This is a genomic window from Stenotrophomonas sp. 05N37 (genome assembly GCF_056397365.1).
Genome location: NZ_JBFTNG010000001.1, coordinates 1,073,986 through 1,095,217 on the forward strand (window position 1 = coordinate 1,073,986; position 21,232 = coordinate 1,095,217).

The 21,232-nt window shown below is 68.6% G+C and carries 20 protein-coding genes; 7 read left to right on the top strand and 13 right to left on the bottom strand.

Annotated elements, in window-relative coordinates; genetic code table 11:
- Positions 1-91 precede the first annotated feature (91 nt).
- On the top strand, positions 92-2,092 hold the full coding sequence (locus tag AC1DGC_RS04705; RefSeq protein ID WP_259207514.1) for a bifunctional DedA family/phosphatase PAP2 family protein: 2,001 nt from the start codon (positions 92-94) through the stop codon (positions 2,090-2,092).
- Between the two features lie 102 nt (positions 2,093-2,194).
- Here the strand turns inward: AC1DGC_RS04705 and AC1DGC_RS04710 are convergent, their stop codons facing one another.
- From AC1DGC_RS04710 to AC1DGC_RS04720, 3 genes are all read right to left on the bottom strand, one after another.
- The gene (locus AC1DGC_RS04710) at positions 2,195-2,773 is read right to left on the bottom strand and encodes an LON peptidase substrate-binding domain-containing protein (RefSeq protein ID WP_259207516.1); all 579 of its coding nucleotides are present in this window, start codon (positions 2,771-2,773) and stop codon (positions 2,195-2,197) included.
- Positions 2,774-2,786: 13 nt separating this feature from the next.
- Positions 2,787-4,151, bottom strand: coding sequence for a UDP-N-acetylmuramate:L-alanyl-gamma-D-glutamyl-meso-diaminopimelate ligase (mpl, locus tag AC1DGC_RS04715; RefSeq protein ID WP_478047311.1), 1,365 nt, complete (start codon positions 4,149-4,151; stop codon positions 2,787-2,789).
- A gap of 326 nt (positions 4,152-4,477) precedes the next feature.
- Positions 4,478-5,041, bottom strand: a complete 564-nt coding sequence (locus AC1DGC_RS04720; RefSeq protein ID WP_259207520.1) for an adenylate kinase — start codon at positions 5,039-5,041, stop codon at positions 4,478-4,480.
- A gap of 141 nt (positions 5,042-5,182) precedes the next feature.
- Here AC1DGC_RS04720 and AC1DGC_RS04725 point away from each other — a divergent pair, with 141 nt between their 5' ends.
- Both AC1DGC_RS04725 and AC1DGC_RS04730 read left to right on the top strand, forming a co-directional pair.
- On the top strand, positions 5,183-6,442 hold the full coding sequence (locus AC1DGC_RS04725; protein WP_259207523.1) for a 6-phosphofructokinase: 1,260 nt from the start codon (positions 5,183-5,185) through the stop codon (positions 6,440-6,442).
- Positions 6,443-6,612: 170 nt separating this feature from the next.
- Complete coding sequence (locus AC1DGC_RS04730; RefSeq protein WP_259207527.1) at positions 6,613-7,410, top strand: hypothetical protein; 798 nt, start codon at positions 6,613-6,615, stop codon at positions 7,408-7,410.
- Positions 7,411-7,503: 93 nt separating this feature from the next.
- Here AC1DGC_RS04730 and AC1DGC_RS04735 read toward each other — a convergent pair whose 3' ends face one another.
- Entirely contained in the window at positions 7,504-8,007 is a 504-nt protein-coding gene (locus tag AC1DGC_RS04735; RefSeq protein WP_259207529.1) for a hypothetical protein, read from the bottom strand.
- 558 nt (positions 8,008-8,565) lie between these two features.
- Between AC1DGC_RS04735 and AC1DGC_RS04740 the strand changes: the two genes are divergently transcribed.
- Entirely contained in the window at positions 8,566-10,593 is a 2,028-nt protein-coding gene (locus AC1DGC_RS04740) for a sodium-translocating pyrophosphatase (RefSeq protein ID WP_259207531.1), read from the top strand.
- 74 nt (positions 10,594-10,667) lie between these two features.
- Here the strand turns inward: AC1DGC_RS04740 and AC1DGC_RS04745 are convergent, their stop codons facing one another.
- From AC1DGC_RS04745 to AC1DGC_RS04755, 3 genes are all read right to left on the bottom strand, one after another.
- Positions 10,668-10,982: a hypothetical protein gene (locus AC1DGC_RS04745; protein ID WP_449335932.1), complete on the bottom strand. Its 315-nt coding sequence runs from the start codon at positions 10,980-10,982 to the stop codon at positions 10,668-10,670.
- 389 nt (positions 10,983-11,371) lie between these two features.
- The gene (locus AC1DGC_RS04750) at positions 11,372-11,749 is read right to left on the bottom strand and encodes a YbaN family protein (RefSeq protein ID WP_394164580.1); all 378 of its coding nucleotides are present in this window, start codon (positions 11,747-11,749) and stop codon (positions 11,372-11,374) included.
- The gene (locus AC1DGC_RS04755; protein WP_478047312.1) at positions 11,749-12,342 is read right to left on the bottom strand and encodes a biliverdin-producing heme oxygenase; all 594 of its coding nucleotides are present in this window, start codon (positions 12,340-12,342) and stop codon (positions 11,749-11,751) included. Before AC1DGC_RS04755 ends, AC1DGC_RS04750 begins: the two co-directional genes overlap by 1 nt.
- 165 nt (positions 12,343-12,507) lie before the next feature.
- On the opposite strand from AC1DGC_RS04755, the gene AC1DGC_RS04760 reads away from it, so the two are divergent.
- Positions 12,508-12,765, top strand: coding sequence for a DUF2789 domain-containing protein (locus AC1DGC_RS04760; RefSeq protein WP_259207541.1), 258 nt, complete (start codon positions 12,508-12,510; stop codon positions 12,763-12,765).
- Between the two features lie 92 nt (positions 12,766-12,857).
- Here the strand turns inward: AC1DGC_RS04760 and AC1DGC_RS04765 are convergent, their stop codons facing one another.
- From AC1DGC_RS04765 to AC1DGC_RS04785, 5 genes are all read right to left on the bottom strand, one after another.
- Positions 12,858-15,782: a TonB-dependent receptor gene (locus AC1DGC_RS04765; protein WP_478047313.1), complete on the bottom strand. Its 2,925-nt coding sequence runs from the start codon at positions 15,780-15,782 to the stop codon at positions 12,858-12,860.
- A gap of 170 nt (positions 15,783-15,952) precedes the next feature.
- Entirely contained in the window at positions 15,953-16,921 is a 969-nt protein-coding gene (locus tag AC1DGC_RS04770) for a FecR family protein (protein WP_478047314.1), read from the bottom strand.
- 120 nt (positions 16,922-17,041) lie between these two features.
- Complete coding sequence (locus tag AC1DGC_RS04775; RefSeq protein WP_449335936.1) at positions 17,042-17,542, bottom strand: RNA polymerase sigma factor; 501 nt, start codon at positions 17,540-17,542, stop codon at positions 17,042-17,044.
- A gap of 229 nt (positions 17,543-17,771) precedes the next feature.
- Entirely contained in the window at positions 17,772-18,272 is a 501-nt protein-coding gene (locus AC1DGC_RS04780) for a hypothetical protein (RefSeq protein ID WP_478047315.1), read from the bottom strand.
- Between the two features lie 44 nt (positions 18,273-18,316).
- Complete coding sequence (locus tag AC1DGC_RS04785; protein ID WP_478047316.1) at positions 18,317-18,793, bottom strand: hypothetical protein; 477 nt, start codon at positions 18,791-18,793, stop codon at positions 18,317-18,319.
- Positions 18,794-19,013: 220 nt separating this feature from the next.
- Here AC1DGC_RS04785 and ppa point away from each other — a divergent pair, with 220 nt between their 5' ends.
- Together ppa and AC1DGC_RS04795 are read left to right on the top strand one after the other, a co-directional pair.
- On the top strand, positions 19,014-19,550 hold the full coding sequence (ppa, locus tag AC1DGC_RS04790; RefSeq protein ID WP_259207554.1) for an inorganic diphosphatase: 537 nt from the start codon (positions 19,014-19,016) through the stop codon (positions 19,548-19,550).
- A gap of 152 nt (positions 19,551-19,702) precedes the next feature.
- On the top strand, positions 19,703-20,821 hold the full coding sequence (locus tag AC1DGC_RS04795; RefSeq protein ID WP_259207556.1) for an HDOD domain-containing protein: 1,119 nt from the start codon (positions 19,703-19,705) through the stop codon (positions 20,819-20,821).
- Between the two features lie 60 nt (positions 20,822-20,881).
- Here AC1DGC_RS04795 and AC1DGC_RS04800 read toward each other — a convergent pair whose 3' ends face one another.
- Entirely contained in the window at positions 20,882-21,085 is a 204-nt protein-coding gene (locus AC1DGC_RS04800) for a hypothetical protein (RefSeq protein ID WP_394164588.1), read from the bottom strand.
- Positions 21,086-21,232 lie beyond the last annotated feature (147 nt).

Here is a 21,232-nt window from a genome sequence, read left to right on the forward strand (position 1 = left end):
AGGCGGGCGATCGCGTTCATTCACTGTAGATGTCGCGCGTTGGCCCCTGCTGGCCGGCAGTCAGTCACCTTCCGCCCCCTATAATCGCGTGATGGACTCGTCATGGATCGATGCCACGCTTGCGTGGATCTCAGCTCACCCCGTGCTTGCCGGCGCGGTCATTTTCCTCATTGCCTTCTGCGATGCGGTCATCGTGCTGGGCGCGATCGTGCCTGCGTTGCCGCTGTTGTTCGCGGTCGGCGTGTTCATCGGCCTGGGCCAGATCTCCGGCCCCTATGCGGTGGCCTGCGCGGCGCTGGGCGCGTTTGCCGGCGACGGCATCAGCTATTGGATCGGCCGGCGCTGGGGCGATCGGCTGCGTGGCTTCTGGCCCTTCAGCAAGTACCCGCAACTGCTGGACCGCGGCGAGACGATGTTCCGCCGCAATGCCTTCAAGAGCATCCTGGTGGCGCGCTACGTCGGCGCGATCCGGCCGTTCGTGCCCGCCATCGCCGGCATGATGAAGATGCCGCTGTCGCGCTATGTGCAGGCCAGTGGCGTTGCCGCCCTGTCCTGGGCGGTGTTGTTCCTTGCCCCGGGCTGGGTGCTGGGCGAGGCCTACGACGCCGTCGCGGCGGTGGCCGGGCGGCTGGTGATGGTGCTGGGCCTGGTCGCGGTGGTGATGGGCGCGGTCTGGGCGATCGTGCTGTACAGCTACCGCTGGTCGGCCTCGCGCATGGACAGCTGGCTGGCCGCGCTGCTGCGCTGGTCGCAGCGCCACCCCACGCTGGGCCGTTACTCGGTCTCGGTGTTCGATCCGCAGCGGCGCGAGTCGGTGCCACTGGCGATGCTGGCCTTGATGCTGTTGTTGCTGGGCTGGTGCTGGTTCGCACTGCTCATGGCCGTGGTCGCACACGGCGAGCCGTTGCGCCTGGACCTGGCCGTGCACGACGCGATGCTGGCGCTGCGCAACCCGCTGGCCGACTACCCGATGGCCGCCCTGGCCTCGCTGGGTGCCTGGCAGGTACTGCTGCCGGCGACCGCGGTGGGCATGGGCTACCTGGTCTGGCGCCGGCGCTGGATGGCGGCGGCGCATTGGCTGGCGGCGCTGGCCTTCGGCCTGGCCCTGTGCAAGCTGCTGGGTGCCACCGTCCACGTGGTGCGCCCACCGGATGCCAGCAGCGGCTTCGGCTTCCCGTCGGTGTCGGTGACCATGGCCACCATCATCTTCGGCTTCTTCGCCGTGCTGATCGCACGCGAGCTGCCCGGCCGCACCCGCGTATGGCCGTACCTGCTGTCGGGCATCGTGGTCAGCCTGATCGGCTTCGCGCGCCTGTACCTGGGCGCTCACTGGCTGAGCGATGTGATCGGCGGGATGCTGTTCGGCATCTTCTGGCTGCTGGTGCTGGGCATCGCCTATCGCCGCCGCTTCAACCGCTCGTTCTGGGTCAAGCCGGTGGCGTGGTTGTTCTACGGCACCTTCGCGGTGGCCGCGCTGTGGTACGCGCCGCGCAACATCCCGCTCAAGCTCGCCCGCTTCGAACCGGCCCAGCCGGCACCGGTGGACGTGGCCGCCGCTGCCTGGTGGCAGGCGGAATGGAAACAGCTTCCCTCGCGCCGCAATGAGTTCGATGACGACCAGCGCTGGCCGCTGGACGTGCAGGTGGCCGGGCCGCTGGCGCCGCTGCAGCGCCGCCTGGAGAGCCAGGGCTGGCGCGTGCAGCCGCAGGCCGGCTGGGAGCAGGCGCTGCTGATGCTGGACAAGTCGGCCACGCCGGAGGACGTGCCGGTGCTGCCGGCCACGCTGGATACGCAGGTGGAATCGCTGCTGATGCTGCGCCCGGGCAATGCGCCCAACGAGATCTTCGCGCTGCGCCTGTGGCCGGCGCCGACGCGCCTGCAACCGGGCAACCAGCCGCTGTGGCTGGGCAGCGCGCAGACGCTGCACTACCAGCAGCATGTCCACCTGATCGGGATGTGGCGGCCGATGCGCGGCATCGACCCGTCGCTGTCGGCGGTGCGCGAGGCACTGGATGGCCTGCCGCAGCAGGTCGATACGCATCCGGACACGCAGATGCCGGTGCTGCGGGTGCGGACGCCGGCAGCGGAGTGATCCTCGCGCCGTTCATGCCATGCATGGACGGCGCGCAGGTAACAGCGGGCGATCGGGACGCGCCCGTACCGGGGGGATCGCCCGGTGTGCGCCGGTCGGGCCTTACGGCATCCAGCCCAGCAGGTCTTCCAGGCGCTGGTGCGGGTCGTCGTGCTGCAGCAGTTGCAGGCGCTGTGGCTCGTCCAGCGGCAGCAGCTCGGCCAGCCGCCAGCCGACCCAGGCCGCCTGCTCAAGCTGGGCCGGATGGCTGGGTGCGAACGCGCTGCCGGCCTGCTCGATGATGTGCTCGAGCACGGTCGCCAGCAGCGCATGCTCGGGCCGCAGTTCGTCGTCGTGGTCGGGCGTGCTCCACTGCACGTCGGCCAGGATCAGCCCGTTGTCGCGCACCCGCGTGCGCAGCACGTGGAAGCGGCGCTGGCCGCGCAGGCGCAGCATCAGCACGCCGTCGGCGCCGACGTCGAAATCCTCGATCCGCGCCTCCACCCCGTAGGCGGCCGGCGATGCCGGTGCCCCCACTTCCTCGCCCTCCAGGATCAGGCAGATGCCGAAGTTGCTTTCCTGGCGGCTGCACTCGCGCAGCATGTCCAGGTAACGACGCTCGAACACGCGCAGGCCCAACGCAGCGCCGGGCAGCAGCACCGCATGCAGCGGGAACAACGGCAGGGAGACGGTCTCGGTCATGCCATGCGCCGGCTCAGGACGCCTGCAACTGCGCCAGGAAACGGCGCGGCGCGCCGTCGAAGCCGCCGTTGGACATGAACACCACGTGGTCGCCCGGCTGCGCGATCCCGCCGAGGCGGGCGAGCAGTGCGTCGGTGTCGGGCACCGCGTGGGCGTCTCCGCGCACAGCGGCGATCACCCCGGCCGCGTCCCAGGCCAGCTCCGGCCGGTGCAGGAACACCACCGCATCGGCGAGCGCCAGCGACGGCGCCAGCGCCTGCGCATGCGCGCCAAGCCGCATCGAGTTGCTGCGCGGCTCCATGGCCACCACGATCCGCGCATCGCCGACCTTGGCGCGCAGGCCTTGCAGGGTGGTGTGGATGGCGGTGGGATGGTGGGCGAAATCGTCGTAGATGGTGATGTCGTGCGCCTGGCCGATCACTTCCATGCGGCGCTTGACGCTGCGGAAGCCGGCCAGCGCCGGGATCACCGTCGCCAGGTCCACGCCCACCGCATGTGCCGCGGCCAGCGCGGCCAGGCCGTTGAGCACGTTGTGGCGGCCCAGCAGCGACCAGCGCACTTCACCCACGCGCGTGCCACGATGATGCACCACGAAAGCACTGCCGTCGGCGCTCACCAGTTCGGCATGCCATTCCAGACCCGGATCGAAGCCGAACCGTTCCACCGGCGTCCAGCAGCCCATCGCCAGCACCTCGGCCAGGTAGGCATCCTCGCCGTTGACGATCAACCGCCCGCGCGCCGGCACGGTGCGGATCAGATGATGGAACTGGCGCTGGATCGCCGCCACGTCCGGGAAGATGTCGGCGTGGTCGTATTCGAGGTTGTTGAGGATCGCCACCAGCGGGCGGTAGTGCACGAACTTGCTGCGCTTGTCGAAGAAGGCGGTGTCGTACTCGTCGGCCTCGACCACGAACTCACGGCCCTGGCCCAGGCGCGCGGACACGCCGAAGTCTTCGGCGACGCCACCGATCAGGAAGCCCGGCTCACGGCCGGCGGCCTGCAGCAGCCAGGTCAGGATGGTGGTGGTGGTGGTCTTGCCGTGGGTGCCGGCCACCGCGAGCGTGTCGCGGCCGGGCAGCACCTGTTCGGACAACCATTGCGCGCCGGAAATATAGCGCTGGCCGGCATCGAGTACCGCTTCCACCGCCGGGTTGCCGCGCGACAACGCATTGCCGACGATCACCGCGTCGCAGTCGGCGGCGACGCTGTCGGCCCGGTAGCCGGGATCCAACGCGATCCCCAGCTGTTCCAGCTGGGTGGACATCGGCGGATAGATCGCCTGATCGCTGCCACGGACCGTCTGGCCCAGTTCCCGCGCCAACGCGGCCACGCCGCCCATGAAGGTGCCGGCAATACCAAGGATGTGAATCGTGCTCATGCGTCGGATTGTCGCCGATCCCCTGCGTCGTCGGCCATTGTCGTCAGACAATTCCTCAATCGATCATAGGAAGAATTTCGCGGGGTGTCGGGGAATCCCCGATAGCGAGCTAGTGTGAATACGGACACAATTGCGCTGGCCAGCCGTGGTACCCCATTGGTCCTACTCCCCAAGAGGCCGTCCCCAGGGGAGCTCATGCTGCGGGGCTCTGAGCAAGCCCGTTCGCTGGCACCTAAACCGCACGCCTGGCCCTTTCGGGGGCCGGGCGTGTGTGTTTATGCGGCCTGGCCGAACAGCAGCGCTGCCGAGGCAGCGCCGCCGCGGGCTCAGCCGTGGATCGCGGCGCGGATGCGCGCTTCCACGTCGTCCAGCTCGCCCACGCCATCCACGCGTGCCAGCGTGCCGCGACCGGCGTAGAAATCCACCACCGGAGCGGTCTGATCGTTGTAGACCTGCAGGCGCTGACGCACCGACTCGGGGTTGTCATCGGCGCGGCCCTGTTCGGCGGCACGACCGGCGATGCGCTCGACCAGCAGTTCGGTCGGCACGTCCAGCTGCACGACGGCATCCAGCGGCTGGCCGATCTTCGCCAGCAGGGTGTCCAGCGCATTGGCCTGGGCCACGTTGCGCGGGTAACCGTCGAGGATGAAGCCGTTGGCCACGTCGGCCTGGCCCAGGCGCGATTCCAGCATGCCCAGCAGGATGTCATCGGACACCAGGTTGCCGGCATCCATCACCGCCTTGGCCTGCGTGCCCAGCTCGGTGCCTGCGGCCACTTCGGCACGCAGCAGGTCGCCGGTGGAAATATGCGCAATCGACAGGTGTTCCTTCAGGCGCGTCGCCTGTGTCCCCTTGCCCGAACCGGGCGGTCCCAACAGAACCAATCGCATCAACCTGACTCCAACTTGGTAAAAAAATGGAAGGGCGCGCGCCCCGGGATTGTCCACAATCACGCTGCACCGCAATACGCGCACTTTACCCCATACCGGTAATGTCTCTGCAATGTCCTTCCCCCAGACCAAGGTCGACCCATGTCCAAAGGTACCCTGCTCTACGCCCAGTCAGGCGGCGTCACCGCCGTCATCAACGCCACCGCCTCGGCGGTCATCAGCACCGCCCGGGCCAAGGGAATCAAGGTCTTGGCCGCGCGCAACGGCATCCTGGGCGCGCTCCGTGAAGACCTGATCGACACCAGCCGGGAGACGGCGGCCGCCATCGCCGCGCTGGCCCATACCCCGGGCGGGGCCTTCGGCTCGTGCCGCTACAAGCTCAAGTCGCTGGAGGCCGACCGGGCCCGCTACGAGCGCCTGCTGGAGGTGCTGCGCGCCCACGACGTGCGCTGGTTCCTCTACAACGGTGGCAACGATTCGGCCGACACCGCATGGAAGGTCTCCCAGTTGGCCAAGGCCTTCGACTACGACCTGACCTGCATCGGCGTACCCAAGACCATCGACAACGACCTGGCGGTCACCGATACCTGTCCCGGCTTCGGCTCGGCAGCCAAGTACACCGCGGTGTCGGTGCGCGAGGCGGCGCTGGACGTGGCCGCGATGGCCGAGACCTCCACCAAGGTGTTCGTCTACGAGGCGATGGGCCGCCACGCCGGCTGGCTGGCCGCGGCCGCCGGGCTGGCCGGGGAAGGCCCCGACGATGCACCGCACATCATCCTGCTGCCCGAGCGGGCCTATGACGAGGCCGCCTTCCTGGCCAAGGTCAAGCAGGTGGTCGAGCGCGTTGGCCACTGCGTGGTAGTGGCCTCGGAGGGCATCCAGACCGCCGATGGCCGCTTCGTCGCCGACGCCGGCGGCGGCAAGGATTCGTTCGGGCATACCCAGCTGGGCGGGGTGGCCTCGCAGTTGGCGGCCCGGGTCAAGGACGCGCTCGGCTACAAGGTGCATTGGACCCTGCCCGACTACCTGCAGCGCTCGGCGCGGCACATCGCCTCCAGGACCGACTGGGAACAGGCGCAGGCGGTAGGCAAGGCCGCGGTGCAGTTCGCGCTGAAGGGCCAGAACGCGGTGATGCCGGTGATCGTGCGCGGCAGCGACGCGCCGTACCGCTGGAAGATCGAGGCGGCGCCGCTGCACAAGGTGGCCAACCACGAGAAGAAGATGCCGGCCGGTTTCATCCGCAAGGATGGCTTCGGCATCACCGCCAAGGCCCGCGCCTACCTGTCGCCGCTGATCAAGGGCGAGGCACCGCTGCCCTATGGTGCCGACGGCTTGCCGAAGTACGTCACGCTCAAGAACGTGGGCGTGAAGAAGAAACTGCCGGCCTGGCAGGACGGCTGAGCCGCGCCGGACGGTGGCACGCCCGCGGGCCTGCCACCGCCGAACCGCGCCGATCGGCAATTGCGGCGCACCCGGACGCCTCATACAATCGCGCCCAGCCGGCAGGACATGTCGGCCTTCGCACCCGCGACCCACCTCCGCACTTGCGTGCGATGACAAGGACTGTACCGATGAAGCGCCAAACCCTGTTTTCCGTGCTGCTGCTCGCCGCCGCGGCTCCCGCCTTCGCCGATACCTGCGAAAGCAGCTTCCAGAAGAAGGGCAATCCCCTTTCGGGCACCACCTACACCGCCTCGGTGACCGTGCCCGACCTGACCGTGAAGAGCGCGATCGGGCAGATGAACGTGATCGCCAAGGGCAACAACATGGACGTGTTGAGCCTGGATGCCGAGAACGGCGCGATGCTGATCGAAGATCCGCAGACGGCGATGCACAAGACCATTCCGATCATCATCAGCGCCACCAGCGAAGGCCGCACCGGCACCGTGGCGATGACGGTCAAGCTCAATCCGGGCGCCTTCGCCAAGGCCGACGCGGTCCGCGCCGAGATGTGCAAGATGCTGACCCAGGTCAAGCCGGGCAAGGCCGGCGACCAGCTGGCGGCATCCGCGCCGAAGGCCTCGACGGTGAACATTTCGGCCAGCGATTTCGGCTTCCAGCTGCGTACGCAGAACAAGGACAACCCGGCCGCGATCGAGCCGCGCTACAAGGGCAAGGTGTACTCGATCACCGGGCGGGTCAACGGCGTGCTGAAGAGCGGTGGCACCTACAACACCGGCTTCGAGCTGCCGAGCGGTTCGAGCGGCATCGATTTCGAGAGCGTGGCCATCACCTGCGCCTTCGCCCCGAGCCAGGCCGCCTTCGCGCTGGCGCTGCGCCCGAAGGAGAAGGTCACCCTGGTCGGCGTGGTGGACCATTACGACCAGATCGGCCGGGTGCTGTGGCTGAAGGACTGCAAGGGCAACTGAGTCTGCCCGTCGCGGATGACACCCAAGCCCGGATCGGCACTGCCATCCGGGCTTTTTCGTGCTTGTGCCGGTAACCGCCCTGGGCGGAGCGGATTATCGGCAGGCCTTGCCTTCCACCGCCATCTGCGCGGCGAACATCGGGATCTGCGCGATCTTGCCGGCGGCGGCCTGCTGCTTGGCTTCTTCGAGGTAGATGCGCGACTGGCCCTGCCCGTCCAGCTCGGCCTTCTGGGCCACCGGCAGGCGCCACACGCGCACCACCGCCTGCTGCGCCGGGCAGCTGGCATTGGGCACGCGGATCACGTCATTGAGCTTCCAGCCCTTGGCTTCGCTCGGCTGCGCCTTGGCGAAATCGACGAAGCGCGCGCGCGGCTGGCATTGCTCGCTGGTACGCACCACCGCGAACGTGTACGGCTGGGCGGCATTGGTGGTGAACATGCCTTCCAGGCGTGCGCAGGCTTCGGGGATCTGGCGCAGCGTGTGCGCCGCCCCCACCGCCTGTGGCGCGCCGGCCGCGCGTTGCAGCTCGGGGGTTTCGGCGGCACTGGCCGCGACCGCGGGCAGCAGCGCCAGCCAGAGCAGGTGACGGGTGGACATGGCAGGACTCCGGGAGCTGGGGATGGAGCGAGGCTGCCAGCGGATGGCTGAACGGCGTGGCAAGGCGTGCGGTCTTGATGGGCGTGCTGCCGAGCGTGGCTCGGCACTACGGGTGCGGGGACTGCTGCCGAGCATGGCTCGGCACTACGGGTGTGGGGACGTGCTGCCGAGCATGGCTCGGCACTACAAGTCTGGGGGCGTGCTGGCGGGCGTGGCTCGGCACTACCGGTCTGCGGGCTGTGCTGCCGGGCGTGGCTCGGCACTACAAGTCTGGGCGCGTGCTGCCGGGCGTGGCTGGGCATTACCGGCCTGCGAGCGTGCTGCCGAGCATGGCTCGGCACTACACGTCTGGGCGCGTGCTGGCGGGCGTGGCTCGGCACTACCGGTCTGCGGGCGAATGCCCGCATACTCGCGGCCACCAGGGATTGCTGAACACCGCCACACGCTTGATGACCGGGCACGGTCTGAACGGGTTGGTCCAAGGTTCCAGCCCGTTGTGCCCCCGCGTGGAGAGGTTCATCCGTTCACTGGATGCCATTCCATCACCCGGGAGGGGACATGCTGGAACGTTATGGGCTTTCTCTGGCGCTGTTCTGCGCCATTCTCGCGATTCTCTACGGCATCGTGTCGGCACGCTGGATCCTCCGGCAACCGGCTGGCAATGCCCGCATGCAGGAAATCGCCGCCGCCATCCAGGAAGGCGCGCGCGCCTACCTCAACCGTCAATACCTCACCATCGGCATCGCCGGGGTCATCCTGTTCGTGCTGGTCGGGGTGTTCCTCAGCTGGTACACCGCCGCCGGTTTCGCGATCGGTGCGGTGCTTTCCGGCGCGGCCGGCTACATCGGCATGAACGTCTCGGTGCGCGCCAACGTGCGCACCGCCGAGGCCGCGCGCCATGGCCTGAGTGCGGCCATGGACGTGGCCTTCCGCGGAGGCGCCATCACCGGGATGCTGGTGGTCGGGCTGGGCCTGCTGGGCGTGGCCGGCTACTACGCGCTGCTGTTGCGGATGGGGCTCGATACCGCCACCGCGCTGCATGCACTGGTCGGGCTGGCGTTCGGCTCCTCGCTGATCTCGATCTTCGCCCGCCTCGGGGGAGGCATCTTCACCAAGGGCGCCGACGTCGGCGCGGACCTGGTCGGCAAGGTCGAGGCCGGCATTCCCGAGGACGATCCGCGCAACCCGGCGGTGATTGCCGACAACGTGGGCGACAACGTCGGCGACTGCGCCGGCATGGCCGCCGACCTGTTCGAGACCTACGCGGTCACCGTGATCGCCACCATGCTGCTGGGCAGCCTGATGATCGCCGAGGCAGGCCGCAACGCGATCCTGTATCCGCTGGTGCTGGGCGGGGTCTCGATCATCGCCTCGATCGTGGGCGCGCTGTTCGTCAAGGTGAAGCCGGGCGGCTCGATCATGGGCGCGCTGTACAAGGGTGTGATCGTGTCCGGCGTGCTGGCGGCGATCGCGTTCTACCCGATCACCACGCAGCTGATGCCGGACAACGCGCACGGCGCGCTGAACCTCTATGTCTGCGCGTTGATCGGGCTGGTGCTGACCGGACTGATCGTGTGGATCACCGAGTACTACACCGGTACCCAGTACAAGCCGGTGCAGCACGTGGCGCAGGCCTCCACCACCGGGCACGGGACCAACATCATCGCCGGCCTCGGCGTATCGATGAAGTCGACCGCCCTGCCGGTGATCGCGGTGTGCGCGGCGATCTGGCTGGCGCACCATTTCGGTGGCCTGTACGGCATCGCCATCGCCGCCACCGCGATGCTGTCGATGGCCGGCATGATCGTGGCGCTCGACGCTTACGGCCCGATCACCGACAACGCCGGCGGCATCGCCGAAATGGCCGAGCTGCCCTCGGAGATCCGCGACATCACCGACCCGCTGGATGCGGTCGGCAACACCACCAAGGCGGTCACCAAGGGCTATGCGATCGGCTCGGCGGCGCTGGCCGCGCTGGTGTTGTTCGCCGATTACACCCACAACCTGCAGGCGGCCAACCCCGGGGAGGTGTTCGCCTTCGACCTGTCCGACCACACGGTGATCATCGGCCTGCTGATCGGCGGCCTGATCCCCTACCTGTTCGGCGCGATGGCGATGGAGGCGGTGGGCCGCGCGGCCGGTGCGGTGGTGGAGGAAGTGCGCCGCCAGTTCCGCGAGATCCCCGGGATCATGGAAGGCACCGGCAAGCCGCAGTACGACCGCGCGGTGGACATGCTGACCCGCTCGGCGATCCGCGAGATGATCGTGCCCTCGCTGCTGCCGGTGGCCGTGCCGGTGGTGGTCGGCCTGCTGCTGGGACCACGTGCGCTGGGCGGCCTGTTGATCGGCACCATCGTGACCGGCCTGTTCGTGGCGATCTCGATGACCACCGGCGGCGGTGCCTGGGACAATGCCAAGAAGTACATCGAGGATGGCCACTTCGGTGGCAAGGGCAGCGACGCGCACAAGGCCGCGGTGACCGGCGATACCGTCGGCGATCCCTACAAGGACACCGCCGGCCCGGCGATCAACCCCCTGATCAAGATCATCAACATCGTGGCGCTGCTGCTGGTGCCGCTGTTGTAGGGCAAGTGCTGCAAACACGCCCCGGTGCTACGCCGGGGCGTGTTCGTTGGTTTTGATCGCGGCAGGCGCGTGGCCTACGAGCGTCGGGGGCGCAGCATCCGCCATAGCAGCAGGATGCTGCCCGCCACTCCCCACATCGCGGCCATGGCCAGCAGCAGGTCCGGAACGTCGTCGCGCGGCAACGGACTGCCGATGAAGGCCGCCGCGCAGAGGAGCAGCCCCATGCCGCTGGGCAGCCAGGCACCGCGCCATGCCGTATAAGCGAAGAGCGGTACCAGCGCACCGGTGAGCGTGATCGCCCCGACGAACGGCGCAAGCGACAGCAACGCCACCACCAACGCGCTCACCACGGCGCTCCATGCCATGCGGACGATATTGACGTGGGTCATCCGCTGTTCTCCCGATCGTGGCACTGCATTGCGTACCCTGCATGCGCAGGCTGGACGAAGGGAACATTCCCTGCATCCCGTCGTACGCCGCCGCGACCGATTCCAACCGGACCATGAAACAGGTCCCGGGTTTGCGGACCAGAAGAGAGGCAGTCGTCGACCGCATCACGGTGCTGCCCTCCCAGCAAAAAAAGGCTATGGAAATTGCGGTCGAACGCATCTGCAACCGCTTGCTCCTGCGGGATCATGCTCCCCTCTCACTCCGTTGAAGACGATGTCGCGAAGCTACTGCATGCGCAGTGCGATGCATATTGCATCGGCCGCCCCGTGCCGTGCCTCAGCCGCGGGGGGCACCGCCGCCGCGGCGTGTCACCGGAAGGCACGGATGCTCAGCGGTTGCCGGCGCCCAGCCGCGGCGACGGGCGCGACACCACGTAAGCCGCGCTGGCGAGGAAGAACAGGCCCACCCCCAGCAGCAGGATCCACGAGGGATGCGCGCCCCAGCAGAACATCGCAAAGCCGACGGCCATGCCGCCGGCCGCGAATGCCTTGCCCTTGCGGCTGACGGCGCCCTGCTCGCGCCACAGGCGCAGGGCCGGGCCATAGCGCGGGTGCGCCAGGAGCGTGCGTTCGAAGCGCGGGGAACTGCGCGCGAAACAGCCCACGGCCAGGATCAGGAAGATGGTGGTCGGCATCACCGGCAGCAGCGCACCGATCACCCCCAGCGCCACCATCACCCAGCCCAGGCAGAACCAGAGCCCGCGCATCAGCGCTGGTCGAACTCGAGTTCGACATGGCCGTGCACGCTGCGGAACGCGGTATCGGCAGCCTGGATGACCTGCTGCTCCTGTGCGTCATCCAGGACCACGCCATCCAGCGCCGCGGTGAACTCGCGCCAGTGGCGCGCGGCACCGTCCGGGTGCGCGGCCAGGTGGCGGGCGCCAAAACCGGCGTCCAGGCCCAGCCTGGCGGCCATTTTGTAGAGGATGGTGCCGCCGAGGTTGGAGCCTTCGGCCACGTACAGCCAGCCCAGTGCCGCCGGCAGGGCGAGGTCGGGGTCCAGCCGCAACGGCACCGGTGCGGGCAGGATCTGTTCGAGGTCGGCCAGGTCGCGCGCGATCAACGGCAGGCGGCGGCGCGCCTCCAGGTCCGGCAGCAGCGCATCCAGCGCGGCGTTGGCATACAGCGCGTCGATGTCGCGGTGGAAGCGGTACTGCACGCGCAGGAAACGGGCGAACTGGCCGCGGCTGGCGAAGATGTCGCCAGCCATGATGCGCTTGTCCAGCGCGCCGTGGCTCTCACGGGTGGCGGCCTTGAGGCGTTGGCTGCGGGTGGCTTGGGGAGTATCGATGACGATCATGGCGATGCTTGGATGGGGAAGTGGGGCGCGGTTCTCTGTTGAAGACGTCTGTCACGGCTGCAACCCCAAGCCCATTGTCGCGTGGGGAGCGCTGCGTCCCTCACATGCCACCGTCACGGCCTTGCCCCGATAATACGGGCCACGCCCTGCCACTGGAATGACACGATGATCACCACCGAACCCCGCATGACCAATCTGTTCCTGCAGCTCGGGCTGGACGCCAGCGACGAGGCGATCGCCGCCTTCATCCGCGACCACCAGCTGTCCAACGAGATCCGCCTCATCGAAGCGCCGTACTGGAATGACGGGCAGCGCCAGTTCCTGACCGAGCAACTGCGCTCGGATGCGGAGTGGGCGATCGTGGTCGATGAGCTCAGCGAAGCCTTGCACGCGGATGCAACCGCGCAGGCCAACGCCGGCTGAGCGATCACGGCCATCTGATGCCGGCCGACGCCGCAGGTGCCGGCCGGATGCACGCAGGGGCCGGCAATGCCGGCCCCTGTCGTGTCCGGGCATCAGTAGCGGTAGGTCAGCGCCAGCCGCACGATCCGGCCCGGTGCCGGCATCACGCCCAGCGCCAGCGGGTCCAGGTAGTAGCGGTCGGTCAGGTTGTCCACGTTGAGGTCGACCGCGAACTGCTCGCTGGCCTGCCAGCTGGCGAACAGGTCCACCACCGTCGCCGGGCGGTACAGCTGCTGGATCGCCGACAGGCCCACGTTCCACTCCTTGTCCAGCTTGCTGATCGGGCCGCCGTTGTGGATGACCCGCGTGCCGACGCTCAGGCGCTGGTCGAACAGGCGCGAGCCCAGGGTCAGGTTGACCGTGTAGCGCGGCGGGTTCTGCGTATTGCTGTACGACCCTTCGAAGCCGCCATCCACGCAGTCCGGGGTAGCGGCGAGCTCGGCGATCCTGCGCTGTACGCCGTAGGCGCGTCGCTCGGCGGCGATGTCCGGGGCGCAGGTCTTGGCCTCGATGTAGTAATGCGCCGACAGGTCGGCGAATACCTTGCCGGCGTCGTAGCTGGACTGGAACTCCAGGCCGGATACCTTGAAGCGCTCGATGTTGCGGATGTAGCCGGCCGACAGCGTGCGGTAGTCGCGGGTGATCAGGTCATCGATGCGGGTGTTGAAGTAGGCCAGCTTGAAGGCGGCGGTATCGCCTTCGGTGAACATGCCCTGCCTGACCGTGCTCGCGCCCGCTTCCCAGGTGCCGGCACGCTCGGGCTTGAGCTCGCCGCCGACCGGCTTGGCCGCGGTGAACAGGCCGAGCGTGCTTTCGAACAGGCTGGGCAGCTTCACGCCCTCGGCGTACTTGATGTACACCATGCTGTCTTCGTCGAAGCGGTAGGTGACGCTGGCGGTGGGCATGAAGGCGTGGTCGGTGCGGCGGATCGGCTGCGACCAGGTCCAGCGGGTCGGCACGATCAGGTCCTGCGCCTTGGTCAGGTCATGGAAATTCCAGCCGGTGATGTCGGCCACGGTGCCCTTCTTGTACGGCGACGCCAGCAGCGAGGCCTCGGTGAACTGGCCGTTGGCATCGGGATACCAGTTGAGCATGGCGATGCGCTTGGCCAGGTACGCCGGCCGCTTCGGGTCGCCGTTGAGCAGCTGGGTGTAGCGGTACTGGCCGATCACCGACTCCTCCTCCACCGTGGCCAGGCGGTTGCGGTCGTGGATGCCGACCCGGTTGAAGCGCCCGCCCAGCAGTACTTCCCAGTGTTCGTCGGGCTGCCACTTCATGGACGCCACGGCGCTGTATTCCTTGCGCTCGGCGTTGCGCAGGAAGCGGTTGTTGATCAGGTCGTCCTGCTTGATCGGCGCGCCCTTGCCCGGGCCGACGTCCTCGTTGCTGAAGGACAGGCCGTAGTCGAAGGTGAACAGGCCGCCGCCATCGGTGAGCAGATGGGTGGTGTTGGACACGTCCAGCCCCAGCCGCTCCTGGGTCATGTCGTTGCGGTAGGCGTCCTTGTAGCCCGGGTCGGTGTTGAACGTCGGGCCGTCATACCACTCGGTGCGCCGATCGAAGTACCACGGGGTGATGCCGGTCAGGCCGTTGTACATCAGGCTGTCGGCCTGGGTGTACGAGAGGTTGGCCTTGAGGTCGACGAGGTCGTTGCCCGGGTCGAACCGGTAGCGCAGGTTGTAGGCATCCAGGTCCACGCTGCCCGGCGACCACTGCGGCACGCGGTCGCGGTCCACGCGGATGATCTGCGAGGCCATGATCTCGCCCTGGTGGCCACTGTAGTGGCGGTAGCCGGCTTCCAGGGTCTGGCTGTCATCGATCCGCCAGGTGCCCTTGACCAGCACCGAGTTGGATTTGGAGGAGGTGTTGAACACTTCGGTGTTGGGCGGGTTCAACGGTGCCAGGGTGCGGCGGGTCTGCGGGAAGTCGTCATAGCCGTGCTTACCCGCGTAGTAGTTGCCGGTGTCGCGCCAGGCGTAGGCGGCCATCAGGTCGAACCGGTCCCAGTGCTTGCCACCGGCGATGTTGGCGAATCGCCCGCCCAGGCTGTTGCGGTCGGTGCGGGGTGCCGCATCGTAGGCCGGCACGTCGCGCGCGCTGCCGTTGGAGACGCCGGTGCGCACGCGCAGGCCCAGATCCTGGCCCTCGCGCAGCACGTCACCGATCTTGAGCGTTTCCATCTCGACCACGCCCCCAATGCCGCCGGAGGCGTTGACGCCCAGGCTGGGGCCCTTGGTGACGGTCAGCGTCGACACCAGATCCGGGTCCAGGTAGGTGCGCTGCGATTGGCCGGCATAGCCGCGGTAGGTATCCATCGTGGACTGGCCACCGTCGATGATCACCGGAATGCGGCTCTGGCCCTGGATGCCGCGGATGTTGAGGTCGAGCGCATTGGCGGTGCGCGGATCTCCGGCGGTCACGCCGACCACGCCCTTGACGATGTCGGCGGTGGAGGTGCCGCGGAAGCGTTCGATGGTGGCGCGCGGCACGAACACGCTGGAGCCGGAGGTACGGTACGCATCCAGTGCCCGCGCTTCATTGCTGTCGCCATCCGCCGCCTGCTCGCCGGCCACGCGCAGCGCCGCGGTGACGATCACCCCGTCCTCGCGGCTGGCCGTCGGGGCGCGCTCCAGGGTCACCGCATCGGTGCCCACCGCGCGCATCGCCAGGCCACTGCCACGCAGCATCTGCTGCAGCGCCACCTGCGCATCGAGCTCGCCACTGACCGCACTGGAGCGCAGGCCGTCGGTAAGCGCGGCTGGCCACGCCACCTGCACGCCGGACTGGCGCATGTACACCCGCAACGCCTCGGCCAGCGGTTGCGCGGGGATGTCGAAGCGATGCGGGGTGGCAGTCCCGGCAACAGCGGACTGGGCCAGCACCGGCAGTGCCGGCACAACGGCCAGGCCCGCGGCCAACAAGGCGATGCACAGACGGGACGGGCGCAGGGTACGGCCCGGGTGGGAGTTGAGGCGCATGATGGAACCTGTCGAAAAGGCGAGACCGCCGGAGCGGCGTCCCCGCACGAGGCGTGCGGGCGCTGCGACGTACGTGGCGGCGGCGGGTACGTTCGGGAGGTGAGACGAACGGGGTGGCCACACCCCCAAGACCAATTCACGCGGCAGTAACGGGTTGGCGCGTGGCGCGGCTACGGCGTGGCCGCAACCTGCACGATCGCCACGCCCATCGGCAACCGGGTGACGCGCAGCCCGGCGCTGCCGGCCAGCGCGTCCAGCGCCTGTTCCGGGCGATCGGTGCGGAAGGCGGCGTTGACCCTCGGCAACTGCGAGAGGTCGCCGCGCACGAAGGTGGGCCCGCGCCGATAGCGGCCGATGCGCTGCACCGCATCGGCCACGCCTGCCGCATCCAGCAGCAGTTCGCCCTGGCGCCACGCGGCGATCCGATCGGTGGCGATGTCGTCCAGGCGCTGCACCGGTCCGCCCGGCACGAACGCGGCGCGCTGGCCGGCCTGCAGCCAGGTCCAACGCCCACCTTCGCGGGCGGCCACGCGCACCCTGCCCTGCTCGACCTCGGCCTGCACGCCGCCCGCCTCGCGGGACACCACGAAGGCGGTGGAGATGTCTTCGACCACGCCCCCCGCGGCCGCCACCTCGAAGCGCTGCGGTTGGCCCGGTGCCACCTCGAACCAGGCGCGGCCGTGCAGCAGATCGATCCGCCGCCGGGTGCCGTCGAAGTGCACGGCGATGGCCGAGTCCGCATCCAGCACCGCACGGCTGCCATCGGGCAGGGTGACCTGCGCGATGGTGTTGAGGGTGCGGTGGTCGGACTGCAGGCGCAGCCATGTCTCCGGCGCTACCCAGGCCAGGGCCAGCACGGCCGCGGCGGCCAACGACCAGCGCGCCACGCGTTGCCGCGGGCGCCGCGGCGCGCCGACTACCGCCCGCGCGGGACGCGGGCCCACGCTGCGCCAGAGTTGGCGCTCGTATTCGAATGCGCGTCGATGCCCTGGCAGCGCCAGCCAGTGTTCGAACGCCTGCATGCCGGCCTCCTCCACCGCGCCGGATGCCAGCCACGCAAGCCAGGCCCGCGCCTGGACGGCAACGGGCTCGGACGAAACGGACGGCGGCGTGGCCGGGTCGATGGGAGGCGGGCTCATGGCTGGCGGAAGGTCGCGGTGCAACGCAGGGAAGGAAGAAGGTACGCAGAAAACGCACCGGTATGATCAAGACGAGCGACGCGGGCGGTTCCCCAACGTGATCGCCGCCACGCAGCCTCCTCAGCGTCCGTTGCGCGCCCAGGCCAGCCGCTGCAGCGCGTTGCGCACGTGGTTCTCCACCGTGGTCACCGACACCTTCAGGCGCCTGGCCACCTCGGCCTGGGTCAGGCCCTGCAGGCGGTTGAGCCGGAAGATCGTGCGGGTGGGCTCGGGCAGGTGCGCGGCCGCCGCCAGGACACGCTGCAGTTCATCCTGGGCCATGGCCTGCTCCTCGGTGGACAGCACTTCGTCCGGGCCCCACAGGTAATGGTCGGCCAACAGGCGCGCCCGGCGGGTGCGTTCGCGCCCATGGTCGGTGGCCAGGTTGGTCGCCAACCGGTACAGGTAGGCGCGCGGGTTGTCGATCGCCTGGCCGCCGTCCACGCCGCGGGCCTTGAACCAGATCGCCTGGATCACGTCCTCGGCACCGCCATCGTTGCCCAGGATCCGCTGCACCAGGCGCAGCAGCGCCGGGCGTTCGCGGATCAACAGGTCCGTCAGGGTGGAGGCGTTGCTGGACATGCAGGCAGGCGCAGGGCGAGCGCGGGGACCCGGGGGAGGAAGGCGCGCCATCCTACGCCTCAAATGAGAATGCGTCACGTTTATACTGCAGGGATTATCGTTCGCGGTCGCGGCCCGGACGGCCTGGCATCGCCACCGGCAGGTACGACGGCGGCGATGAGGTCATCCATCGCCACCTGACGCGCCGCGCGCCGCGCGCCGCCACGATCGCACGGCTCGCCCCGGACGCTCACAGGCACGCGGTCAGGCCGTCATACACGGTGAGGCGGGTGCCCGGCAGCACGGCATCGATGGGTTGCGGGCCTTCCAGCGTCGCCAGCAGCAGGGCCAGCGGGGTGTGGTCGGCGAGCGGTACCCGGCACGCCCAGGACCGGGCATCCACCTCCACCTCGCCGGTCTGGGCGTCCACCCGCGCGGTACTGCCGGCGAAGGTCCAGATGCATTCGTGCACGGTGCCGCTGCTGGCCTGCACCGAACAGCGGAAGCGCTGCGGCTGCAGGTTGGCGTACTCGCCCTCGCAGAAGGTGTCGCCACAGACGCCGTCGAAACCGCGTACCAGCGCCGCCTCCACCCGGCGGAAGCGCTCCCAGCCGGCGACCTGGTCCGGAAACTCGCGGGCGTCCACATAGCGGTCTGCCGCCAGTGCCGGCGCGACGGGCAGCAGCACTGCCGCGATCAGGGCGATCCGCTGGAGGGCAGCGGGGCGGGCATATCGGAAGGGCTGGGTCATGCGGATCACTCCAGGGGCGCCCGCACGGCGGGCAAGGGGGCGGCTCACAGGCAGTCCATCAGGCCGTCGTACAGGCTGCGGTCCGTGCCCGGCAGGCGACGGCGCAGCACCTCCGGCCCCTGCAGGGCCGCATGGAACGCCTCCACCGAGGTGCCCGGCGCCAGCGGCACCCGGCAGGTCCAGCGGCCGTTGTCCAGGTCGACCCGACCGCTGACGGGGTCCACCGCCAGGTTGCTGGCGGCCAGCACCCAGACGCAGGCCTGCACGTGGCCGCGCCCGGCGTGCACCGAGCAGCGGAACTGCAGCACGCGGTAGTCGCTGTAGGCGCCCTCGCAGAACGTGTCCGCACAGACCGCGTCGAAAGCCTGCATGAGGCGCCCCTCCAACGCATAGAAGCGGTCCCAGTTGGCTTCCTGCGCGGGGAAGTCGACCAGATCGACGTAATCGCCGGCACGGGCCACGCCCGGCGGCGCGCACGTGGCCAGCACCAGGGCCGGCAGGAGAAACAGGCGGGTGCGCATCGGGTGGCTCCAGGGGCAGAGCATCCATCGTCTATGCCGGTGTCGACGCGGCCCATCGGTACAGACCCTGCCGCGGGGTCAGAAGGCGCTGCCATGGCGGGTCCGGGCGAACCCCTGCGGGGGCCGGGGCGACAACGACGCCACCGGATCGCTGCACGAGGACAGGCAAAGGGCCTAAAATGTCAGACTTTGCGCCCCTACCCCCTCTCGGAGTAAACCCATGGGTCTGGAACTCGTCTCGCCCGGCAAGAACCCGCCGGAAGAAATCAACGTCATCATCGAAATCCCGAAGGATTCCGAGCCGGTGAAGTACGAAGTGGACAAGGAAACCGGCGCGATCTTCGTCGACCGCATCCTGTCCACCCCGATGCGTTACCCCTGCAACTATGGCTACGTGCCGAGCACCCTGTGCGGCGACGGCGATCCGGCCGACGTGCTGGTGGTGCTGCCGCTGCCGCTGGTGCCGGGCTCGGTGGTGCGTTGCCGTCCGGTCGGCGTGCTCAAGATGAGCGATGAGGCCGGCAGCGACGAGAAGATCCTGGCCGTGCCGATCTCCAAGGTGTTCAGTGGCTACGCCCACGTGGAAGACATCGAGCAGGTGTCCAGCCACTGGCTGGAGCGCATCGGCCACTTCTTCGAGCACTACAAGGACCTGGAAAAGGGCAAGTGGGTCAAGCTGGACGGGTGGGGTGGCGCGGCCGAGGCCAAGCAGATCCTGGTTGACGCGCACCAGCGCTACCTGGGCAACATCGCCTGAGACTGAACGGCATCGCTCCGGCGCAGGTGCGCTGGAGCGATGAACATCACGTTTTTTGAATGCGGCACATCACTATTTGTGCCGGATTGGGTACATTGCGTCTTCACACCGTCCACGGTGCGTTTCACCGTGGTCAGCCAGGGGACTGTGTCGTGCGTATTCTGCTTGTTGGGGACCAAGCCAGCCTCTCGGCTGAGCTGATGGATTTCATTGCCGATCTTGGGGAAGAGTGGCAACCGTTGACCGCATCCGATGGCCAGGCGGCCATGAACATCGTCGCCGCCGGTCCGATCGACGCGGTGATCGCCTGCCCTACCCTGCCCGATCTCAACGCCACCACGCTGCTGGGCCAGATCCGGACGCTGCGTCCGGAGACGATCCGCATCGCGCTGGTGGAAGCGGCCCAGGGCAACCGGCCGCCGCCGGCGCGCCTGATTGGCGTGGCCCACCGCTTCCTGCCGATGCCGCTGGCACCGGAAGTGCTGCTCGAAGCGCTCACCAGCCTGGAAGAGCTGCGCGAGCTGCTGGACAGCGCGCGCCTGCGCAGCGCGATCGGCCGTATCGAAAAGCTGCCCTCGCCGCCGCACCTGTACCTGAGCCTGACCCAGGCACTGGAACACGACGACGACACCAACACCGCCGACGTGTCCAAGCTGGTGGCGGCCGACCCGGCCATTGCGGCCAAGGTGCTGCAGCTGTCCAATTCGGCGTTCTTCAACAGTGGCCGGACCATTTCCGACCTGCGCACCGCGGTCACCCGGCTGGGCCTGTCCACGCTGCGCGACCTGGTGCTGGCCAGCGAAGTGTTCTCCGCGCCACCGCTGTCCGGTGCCGAGCGCAACTCGCTGCAGCAGCGCGCGCTGCTGGCCTCGCGACTGGCGGCCAAGCTGCTGCCGGACTCCAGCGCCGAGCTGGGCGCCACCGCGGCGCTGCTGGCCGACATCGGCCTGCTGCTGCCGGGCGTGCGCAACGAGCGCCTGCCGGCCGAGCCCGGCGATGATCGCCCCGGGCATGCCGAGGCAGGTGCCTACCTGCTGGGCCTGTGGGGCCTGCCGATGCCGATCATCGAGGCGGTCGCCTTCCACCTGCAGCCGCAGAAGTCCAACACCCGCAGCTTCTGGGTGACGGGCGCAGTGCACGTGGCGCTGGCGCTGATCAACGGCGATCCGGTGGACGAGGATTACCTGCAGCGGGCCGGCGTGCTGCAGAAGCTGCCGCAGTGGCGCGACCATGCCAATGGGCTGATGGGGCTGGTGGCTGCGGAGGCCTGAGCCTGGCGACAGGCAGGGATGGCACAGGATGGCGCGCCGTGATGGCGCGCCATCGTCGTTTCAGCGCTGCGGACAGGCGTCCAGCACGCAGTCGCGCCACAGCGCCTCGCAATACGCCGGCAGATGCTGGCCCGAGGCGATGCACTCCTGGCGGAGCTGTTCGCAGTAGCGGCCACCCTGGCACACGATGAGGCCGGCCGAGGCGCTGCCGGCGATGGCGATGGTGCCGAGGAACACGGCGGCGAGTTTCTGAGCGAACGTCATTTTCATATCGATCTCTCAATCGTCCGTCATTGGACCGATTGACCGTATCAACTGACGATCCGCGCAGAACGTGATTGCGATCACCGTAAGAGCAAACTCAGAATTTCCTGACCCCCTGAACGCAGAGAGGGCGGACCTTGCGGTCCG